General features: G+C 57.6%; 5 protein-coding genes and 1 pseudogene. 3 read left to right on the top strand and 3 right to left on the bottom strand.

Going from position 1 to position 7,614, the window contains the following annotated elements; translation table 11 throughout:
- Window positions 1–202 precede the first annotated feature (202 nt).
- Window positions 203–562, top strand: a complete 360-nt coding sequence (locus tag HJW02_RS12200; RefSeq protein WP_102721021.1) for a hypothetical protein — start codon at window positions 203–205, stop codon at window positions 560–562.
- Window positions 563–765: 203 nt separating this feature from the next.
- Here the strand turns inward: HJW02_RS12200 and HJW02_RS14175 are convergent.
- Window positions 766–918: pseudogene (locus tag HJW02_RS14175) on the bottom strand (class I SAM-dependent methyltransferase); the annotation flags it as partial.
- A gap of 493 nt (window positions 919–1,411) precedes the next feature.
- Between HJW02_RS14175 and HJW02_RS12195 the strand changes: the two are divergent.
- Window positions 1,412–2,224 (top strand): hypothetical protein, encoded by an 813-nt coding sequence (locus HJW02_RS12195; RefSeq protein ID WP_022395928.1) that lies wholly within the window; start codon window positions 1,412–1,414, stop codon window positions 2,222–2,224.
- A gap of 379 nt (window positions 2,225–2,603) precedes the next feature.
- On the opposite strand, the gene HJW02_RS12190 is transcribed toward HJW02_RS12195, so the two are convergent.
- Both HJW02_RS12190 and HJW02_RS12185 read right to left on the bottom strand, forming a co-directional pair.
- A complete protein-coding gene (locus HJW02_RS12190; protein WP_180971141.1) occupies window positions 2,604–3,770 on the bottom strand; it encodes a PDZ domain-containing protein in 1,167 nt (388 codons plus the stop codon).
- Between the two features lie 2 nt (window positions 3,771–3,772).
- Complete coding sequence (locus tag HJW02_RS12185) at window positions 3,773–4,693, bottom strand: trypsin-like peptidase domain-containing protein (RefSeq protein WP_180971140.1); 921 nt, start codon at window positions 4,691–4,693, stop codon at window positions 3,773–3,775.
- 375 nt (window positions 4,694–5,068) lie between these two features.
- Here HJW02_RS12185 and HJW02_RS12180 point away from each other — a divergent pair, with 375 nt between their 5' ends.
- Window positions 5,069–7,603, top strand: coding sequence for a transglycosylase domain-containing protein (locus HJW02_RS12180; protein ID WP_180971763.1), 2,535 nt, complete (start codon window positions 5,069–5,071; stop codon window positions 7,601–7,603).
- The last annotated feature ends 11 nt before the right edge of the window (window positions 7,604–7,614 follow it).

The following is a 7,614-nucleotide window of genomic DNA, read 5'->3' as shown; positions in this document are numbered from 1 at the left end:
GGCCAGCGCCGCTTCCCATCCACGGGGAGCGGCTCTTTTTGTGCTTAAGGGGAGGGAGGAAAAGCAAGATAGGGGTTATAAGGTTTATAGGGGTAATAGGGATAATGGGGGGGTGCAATTATAGACGCATATTTTTTAAGTGAGCCTCCATTTGAGAATTACGAAAAATATAAATCTGCAAGTACGAGGCCGGCTTGCTGACATGTTTACTATCCAGAAAGAGAAGGAACGTCTTTTGTTCGCGGAACTTACAAGGCAGCCAATTAAAGAAAACAGGCCTTCTGAAATCCTGGCAAAATGGGCCTTTGCGGATTTCAAGCCGCGGGGGCCTGCATCTTTTATCCCGAACCTCCGAAAGAGGGTTTCTATCATTCCATGTAACCACCCCCGGCATGAGAATTATTCCACTGCATTCCAGAGCAGTTTTTATGTGAAGCGGGAACGGCTTTTTCACGAAATCCATCGCGACAGACAGACCAGTGCAGAGACTTCTGCATTTTTGCTCGATGGGGAAGACCTCAACGAACGAATTTTCAGGCTTTTCCCGAAGGCGAAAAAGTGAAAAGTTGTAAAGCGGATATTATTTTACTCTCCTTGCCGTTATTTAAAAGAGCCAAAGACAAGGTACAGCCCACATTCCATAGGGACGTCATTAACCCGCTTCTATAAACGTTATCCACCACTTATTTTTTAAGCTCAGCAACAGCCACTTCATGCAATATGTCAAATTCAGCAGGAGCAATTTCAGCAAGCAGTTTCATATGCTCCTGTTTCCGTGCCTATATCAAGCATATTCCGGCCACTTACACATAGTTTGCGATTGATGATTTTATCGTAAAATTCCTGCGGATAAATATCACGGAACATTGCACAGGATGCCGAAGTTCCGCCCCAGTCAAATGCTTTTCCTCCGCAGATGTCTTTATCTCACTTTTTCCGCCAAGAGGGCCCTTCCCACAAAACGCATCTTACCCGGCCAAGGCGAATAACCAAGGCTTCCTATCCTTTAAATGCAATTATTTTCCTGTGGAGATCTCACATAACTTGTTTTTCATCATTACTCCATGTACCTGCACATAAGCCATTTTATTCATTCAGATACTATTTTACCCTGTGCAGATGAGGTCATGCGTAACAGAAATGCTGAATCCGCAGGCTTTCCCGGCAGAAAAAGGGGGCCAATTACCGCTGGAATTTTCTATTTTTTATCTCCAACATCCCTACTTTGAGCTTGCACGGCCTTCCTCATTCCTGTACTTCACAAGGGATATAAAGTCCATCAAGGCTTGCGTCCGTACCCTGTTGCACGCTCCGATGGATTCAGCCTGCTGCATTCTCTCCCGCAAGACTGTCCGTCAAGGGTCCATGCGCCGGCCAAAAGCCCCCTTTTATTTTTCACTCCCCCGAATATATGCGCATTTTACCCATCCTCGCCTTTACCTGCCTTCTCGGAAGCGTTTCTTTCGTCCATGGACAAACCCGCACTCCTTCCAAGCCGGAGCCGGCTAAACCGGAAACGAACGCCCCGGCGGCTGATACCGTGGACAAGTCCCTCTCCCCCGCCGCCGTCAACGGCATCCGGTTTGTCCTTAAGACGCCCATGCCCCTCCCCTCTCCCATTTACATGCCCATTGATTCCAAAAGGCTGGAGAAAGTGGAAATCCGCGCCGCCCTTCCCGGACGCCGCAGCGTTTATCCCAGGAGCAAGATTATTACCCTGTTCGGTGGCCTGGACCAGAAGGGGATGCCGACCAACAAGCTTGTCAGCAAGCCCCTTCCGACCGACCTTGGCCCCAAAACCCTGGCGCTGGTAGGCAAGAACAGCAGCGGAGAGTTTACCCTGGATTTCATCAATGAGGCGGAACTTCCGCTTAATTGCGTTTACATTCAGAATCTGACCGGCCGCACCTTCACTCTGGAGCTTCCCAAGCCCCCCGCGGGAGAAAAGAGCGCCATTGAATTGCCCAGCAAGTCCATTTACATTTTCGGCAAGGACTCTACGGACAGCAACGTTTCCCGCACTACTGCCGCCAATTTGACGTACATGACCCGTTTGAAGAACGGCAAAGTCGTGAAGGTGAAGGACAGGGGCATGATGCTGACCACCTACCCCGGGCGGAAAGTAGTGATGATCATTTCCCCGGATTCCACCGGACGCACCGTCGTTCTAACGGAACTGATGATTTTCAAGGAAAAACCGGTGGCAGCCTCTTCGGGCAAGTAAGTTTTCCCCCTCATCCTCCGGCAATACGGGGGCGAAAGATATTCAAGAGCCGGAAACCAATCCAGTTTATTCGGAAAAACGGGCATTACTGCCCGTTTTTTTACGCCATCATCCCATCCTGCCGCCATTCCCGGTGAATAAAATGCTCCGCGTTTTCCCGGCAGGAGAAATTGCCGCCGCCATTTAGTTTCCTCATGCGGCAGCCCATTCCTCCGGGACAACAACGACACGATTCCCACAAGAGAAGGAAGTAAAAACAGCAGGTAAGGCAGAAAGTTCCTCCCGGCCAAAACCGGACGGCATGAAGAGCACGAAGATGCCTCGAATACTCCAGGCTCCCGGGCAGTTCATCTCTTCACCTCCCGGAAACCAACCGAGCTTAATAGACCTTCGGCACCAGTCCCTGGCGGCTCATCTTGTCCTCCACCTTGCGGCGGTTTTCCTCCAAGCGCCGTGCGTCATAGGAGTCGTCCACAGGCTGGGCATCCGGAATGTTTTCTCCGCGGCCGGCCTGGTACTGCTGCACCTGCGGAAGCACCCCTTCCACCAGTTCCCGGCATATCCAGGAGGGGAGAATGTAGGTTTCCGTACGTCCGGCGCGGCTCAGGGCCAGCCCCACAAATTTTCCGTTAACGTCAATGACCGGGCATCCGGCGCGTTCCGGGAACAACGTCATGTCCGACTGGATGACCAGCGGGAATTCGTCCCGCTTCAGGCTCATCCGGTTGCCCATGGAGTTCATCATGTCCAGGCGCTTCTGGGGGAATTTCATCACTTTGGGCCTGGGGCCCGTGAGGAGCTTCCCTTCAACCACCTGGTCCCGGCGCTTCACTTCCACGGGAACCGTCTCACCAGGGCGCACCCCGACCATGGCGGCACGGATGGAGTACATGCCGTCCACCGGCTTCCCATTCAGCTTCATCAGCACATCGCCGGCCAGCAAACCGCTGCGGTGCGCTCCGCTTCCGGCCTCCACGCCGCCGATCATGACTCCCTCCCCGTCCCAGCGGGGATCGGAAACGATGCCCAGGTAAGGCTGGTCGTCCGCCCGCAGGCTGCGCTGCGCCACGGAAACAACCCCGAAGTCACTGACATGCCCCGTGGGGGACACGGCCGCAATCACGTCCCCTTCCTGCGCCTGCACGTAGGAGTTCAGGTCAATGGGGGGAGCGGGAAGCCCCGGGACGTCCATCATCAGCAGATCGTGTTCCGGCAGGGCAAAGAGCACCTTGGCGTCATACACCCGTCCGGAAGAGTCCACCAGCATGACCGGCCGCCGTTCCTTCTGAAGGTCGCTCAACTTGGTAAGCACTTTCCCTTTCCCCACCACCGTTCCCAGGGCCACCTGGGTATTGCCGGCCACCAGCGCCACCACGGACTGCCCCACAGGTACAGCCACCTTGTCCCATTCCCGGAAGATTTCCTTGGCCTGGCTATCCAGCACGATTTTGTCCTCCGGGGCTATCATCTGGTCCGGAGGGAGCGGGGACGCTATTTCCTGGGCACACGCGGAAGCCGCCGCGAATGCCGCCCATAAGTATTTCATGATCATCCTTGAGTTTGTTCCTGGTATTTCAGGCCGGACATCAGATCGCCGCGCCTGCCGAATGTAAGATCCGCCTTGTAGGCCGTACCTTTCCTCACCACTACCACCGGAACGGTTTCCCCGGGACGGTGCCTGCCCAGCTCACGGAGCATGTCCCGCACGGAACGGAGGCTGCGGCTGTCCATGTGAGTGATGACGTCCCCCGGCTTGATGCCCGCGGTATCCGCCGGAGAGTTGACCACCACGTCTTCCACTACCACTCCGTCCACGCCCAGCACGTCCATCATGGCAAATCCCAATACGGGGGATTCCGGGTCAGCCATGGGATGAAGTCCAAGCTGGCCCCAGTGCCGCCCGGAGAGCAGCTTGTCCCAGTCCCTCCGGAATACGGAGACGGGGACATGGTTGTTGATTTTCAACATGGGGCCGATGGAGGAATGAATGCCCACCAGTTTGCCGGACAGGTCAAAGAGAGGGCCGCCGGAATCCCCGCCGATGAGCGTGCATTCCGAGATGAGAAAGCGCTGTTTTCCGTCCGTGCACAGCCTTCCCATGCGGATGGGCGCGCGGCGTTCCGGGTCAAAGCCCTTGGAATGGCCCAGGGCCACCACAAAGTCCCCCACATGCAGGCCGTCGGATTCCCCCAGTTCCACATGGGGATAATTTCCGCCGTCCATGATCTGCACCATGGCGGCGTCCCGCGTAAAGTTGGCCCCCAGCACGCGCCCCTTGACTACGCGCCCGTCGGCAAAGACCACGCGCATGATTTCATCGCCGCCCACCACGTGGGCCGCCGTCAGGATGAGCCCCTGCGGAGTGACAATCACGCCGCTGCCCGTCTCCCCCCCGTCGGAAACCAGCGCTACCGTAGCGGCCGTGACCCTGGAAGCCACCTGATGCACATGCTTCTGCAAGTCCGCCATGGAAGAGACATTCCCCGCAAGACTCATTCCTCCTAACAACAGGGACACAAGCCCCCCAACGACCAAGTAATAAAAACTCGTCATCCTGAATGCTGATATCATGAAATTATCGATAATCGAATGATAGGACATATCCTACCATATAAACGTTCAAACCGGTACGAATTTGTCTAAGGATTGCGACATGACGCTCCATCTTTTGCTTAGACCATTCCGGTTGTTTATGATAAAATTCCCTCACGGATGGGTTTAAACGACAAATCACGGAAACGAAATGCCGGCTCCTGGCGGGAACGCATCCAGGACGGTGAGGCGGCTTCCCGTCCCCAAACGGAACGCAAAAAAAGGCCTGCGCCCCGTCCGTCCTATCCCGGTTTGCCGCAGGAAGATCCCGGTCCGGCAGTCATTCCCGGCCCCACCCGCAGAACAAGAAATTCCCGCAGCGGTTCTTCCCGGCATGACACACCGCCCCCGCGCCCGCGGCGCGCTGCCCGTCCGGCTCCGCAGGAGGAGTATGAGGACTACCCTGAAGCGGAAGGAGAATCCCGTTCCGCACGCGCAGGAAGGCCGCGCAAGCCGCGCTTCACGATTTTCGGCGCCCTGCTGTTTGTCCTGCTGATGCCGTTCCGCTTCATCGGCTCCCTGACGCGGAATATCCGCTGGTTCATCAGCTGGCCCCTGCGCATCCTGCTGGGGTGCTGCTTCGTCGGCATTGTAATCGGTTCCATCCTGGTGTTCCTTTACGGAACCATTTCCAACCGCTATGACATTTCCGAGGTCAAGAGCAACATTCCGGAACGCACGGTGATTCTGGACCGCAAGAACCGGACCATCGGCACCCTGCACGGGGAAAACCGCAAGCGGGTGTCCCTCCGGGAAGTCCCCCCCATTTTCATCGACGCCCTGATTCTGCGTGAGGACAACCGCTTTTACGACCACGGCGGCGTGGACTGGATAGGCGTGGGCCGCGCCTTCGCACAGGTGCTCAAGCACAAGAGGGCCACGCAGGGAGCTTCCACGCTGACCATGCAGCTCGCCAAGATCACTTACAACCACCGGGAGCGCAACCTGCATTCCAAGCTGACGGAGGTGGCTCTGGCAAAGCGCATTGAAGCCACCTACACGAAGGATGAGATTCTGGAGACCTACATCAACCGCATTTTCTGGGGACACACTTTCCTGGGGATTGCGGCGGCGGCGCGCGGGTATTATGACAAGGAGCCCCGCGACCTGTCCCTGGCGGAATGCGCCACGCTGGCCGGCATCATTTACGGCCCGAATGATTTTTCCCCCATCAAACACCCGGAGGAAGCCAAAAAAGTGCGCGACATCGTCCTGGGACTGTTGAAAAACGAGGGCAAGATCACGGAGGTGCAGTATCAGGCGGCCCTGGCGGAACCCATCGTCACCCGGACTCCCCAGTCCCGGTCGGAGGAGAATTACGCCATGGACCTTGTGCGCCGGGAACTGGACGCCATTCTGGAAGAAGAAGACATCCGCCTGGGCGGTCTGGTGGTCCACACCACGCTGGACCTGGATTTGCAGAACGCCACGCTGGACGCCATCAACAAGCATATGGAAGCGCTGGAAGCGCGCAAGGATTTCAAGAAGCACCTGGCGTCCCTGCAAGCCAAACGTGAGAAGAAGGGAATCCTGAAGAACAAGCTGACCACCAAGGCAGAATATGAAGCAGCCCTGGCCGCCTGGAAGGCGCTGCCCGCGGAACGGAAGGAGGGAATGCAGCCTCCCATGCCCAATTACATCCAGTCCGCCGCCGTAGTCATGGACAACGCCACGGGGGCCCTCCTCGCCGTCGTCGGCGGACGGGATGCGGAGGAATCCAAGCTGAACCGCGCCATCCAGTCCAGAAGGCAGACCGGCTCCCTGTTCAAGCCGTTCATTTACGCCACGTTTTTCCAGCAGGGCAATTCCGCGGACACCCGCATTTCAGACGACCGGATCGCCTACGGGGAGGTACGCGGAGCCGCCAACTGGTCCCCCCGCAATTCGGACGGCACGTACCGGGGCATGAAGCCGGCCTCCTTCGGCCTCATCCTTTCCCGCAACACCATGTCCGTGCGCATCGGCAACCGGGCCGGGCTGTCCAACGTCATCCAGTCCGCCCAACTGGCGGGCTTCCACGGGAATATTTCCCGCACCCCGGCCCTTTACCTGGGCACGTGGGAGGCCTCCCCGCTGGACATCGCCAGCGCCTACAGCGTCTTCGCCAACGGCGGCGTGCGCCCCACTCCGTACATCATTGACCACATTACGGATTCCCAGGGCCAGCCGCGCTTCGCCATCACCAAGAGCAAGCGCACCGCGTATTCCCAGCGGGCGGCCAACATCACCTCCTCCATCCTCCAGCAGGTCTGCAAACCCGGCGGCACGGCGGGCAGGATCACCGCGCTGGGCTTCAAGTCCCCCTGCGGCGGCAAGACCGGGACCACGAACAATTACACGAACGCGTGGTTTGCCGGATATACTTCCAATCTCACGTGCAGCGTATGGGTGGGGTTTGACTCCTCCACCAAGATTCTGGAGAAAGGCTACGGCGGCACGCTGGCCCTTCCCGTCTGGGTGGACATCATGCTGGCCGCCCAGAAGGAGGGCTACCCCGCCAACGCCATCCGCACGCGGCCCGGTTCGGAAGGACAGGCCGTGCTCGTCTGCCGGGAGTCCAACCAGCTGGCCCATTCCGGCTGCCAGTATGCCAGGACGGCGTATTTTGAAACCTCCGCCGGCTACCAGGCCCCCACCAGGATGTGTGAAAAGCACATCCCCATGGCGGAACCGGATACGGAAGAGAATATTCCCTATGCGGAGCCGCTGGACGGCAGTGACGACAATATTCCCCTGGCCGAACCCGTAGAAGAAACGGACGCCATCCCCTACGCCACCCCCATCTGATTGCCTTACCT

The organism is Akkermansia sp. GGCC_0220, assembly GCF_017566105.1.
Taxonomy (GTDB): Bacteria; Verrucomicrobiota; Verrucomicrobiia; order Verrucomicrobiales; family Akkermansiaceae; genus Akkermansia; species Akkermansia massiliensis.
This window is presented reverse-complemented; position numbering and strand designations above follow the sequence as displayed.

Excerpts from the sequence above, each read along its gene's own strand:
- HJW02_RS12200 (WP_102721021.1), top strand. The coding sequence starts at position 203 with ATGTTTACTATCCAGAAAGAGAAGGAACGTCTTTTGTTCGCGGAACTT.
- HJW02_RS12195 (WP_022395928.1), top strand. The coding sequence starts at position 1,412 with ATGCGCATTTTACCCATCCTCGCCTTTACCTGCCTTCTCGGAAGCGTT.
- HJW02_RS12190 (WP_180971141.1), bottom strand. The coding sequence starts at position 3,770 with ATGAAATACTTATGGGCGGCATTCGCGGCGGCTTCCGCGTGTGCCCAG.
- HJW02_RS12185 (WP_180971140.1), bottom strand. The coding sequence starts at position 4,693 with ATGGCGGACTTGCAGAAGCATGTGCATCAGGTGGCTTCCAGGGTCACG.